Annotated in this window: 1 protein-coding gene; it reads left to right on the top strand. The window is 58.7% G+C overall.

Going from position 1 to position 731, the window contains the following annotated elements:
* Window positions 1-124: 124 nt before the first annotated feature.
* The coding region (locus JZY06_RS03365) for a biliverdin-producing heme oxygenase (RefSeq protein WP_407929822.1) at window positions 125-731 on the top strand (607 nt) is incomplete at its 3' end.

Here is a 731-nt window from a genome sequence, read left to right as displayed (position 1 = left end):
GGCAAGGGGAACCTAAGTTAGTCTGGTGTGAGTGTTTTTCAGGGCGGCTCTTTGTGCCGTCCCGCGGGGGATGGTCCCCTTTTTTTGAAGCCTCTTATATGTTCCGGGAGTGGATGGGTAGATTATGACGACCGCTATGCAGGCCAGTGTTGACCAGTTGCCTTTGTCGAAGGCGTTGAAGGTGTCGACTGCGCGGGCGCATGCCCGTGCCGAGCATTCCAGTTTCATGCAGGATTTGATGGATGGCCGTTTGGATGTTGCGGCGTTTGTGTCGTTGCAGGAGCAGTCGTGGTTTATCTACCGGGCGTTGGAGAACGCGGCGCGGACGGTGGCTGATGATCCGCTGGCGGCGTCGATTGTGGATCCGGTGTTGGAGCGGGTGGGTTCGCTGGAGCATGATCTGGATGTGCTGCATGGCCGGGCGGGGTGGCGTTGCGAGGTGGCGGCTCTTCCGGCGGTGGTGGCTTATGTTGACCGGTTGGATGAGATTGCGGCTGACAAGGATGCGGCGCGGTTGATTGCGCATCATTATGTGCGTTATTTGGGGGATTTGTCCGGTGGGCAGGTGATTGCCCGGATGATGCAGCGTCATTACGGGCTGGATGGGTGTGTGTTGTCGTTTTACAGCTTTGACCGTATCGGGAAGGTCAAGCCGTACAAGGACCGTTACCGTGCGGCGTTGGATGCTCTGCCGGTGGATGCGGTTACCCGGGAGCGTGTTCTGCGTGAGG

This window comes from Corynebacterium mendelii (genome assembly GCF_017307055.1).
In the GTDB taxonomy this organism is placed as follows: Bacteria; Actinomycetota; Actinomycetes; order Mycobacteriales; family Mycobacteriaceae; genus Corynebacterium; species Corynebacterium mendelii.
Note: the sequence above shows the minus strand (reverse complement) of the source record. Positions and strands in the feature narration are given on the sequence as shown.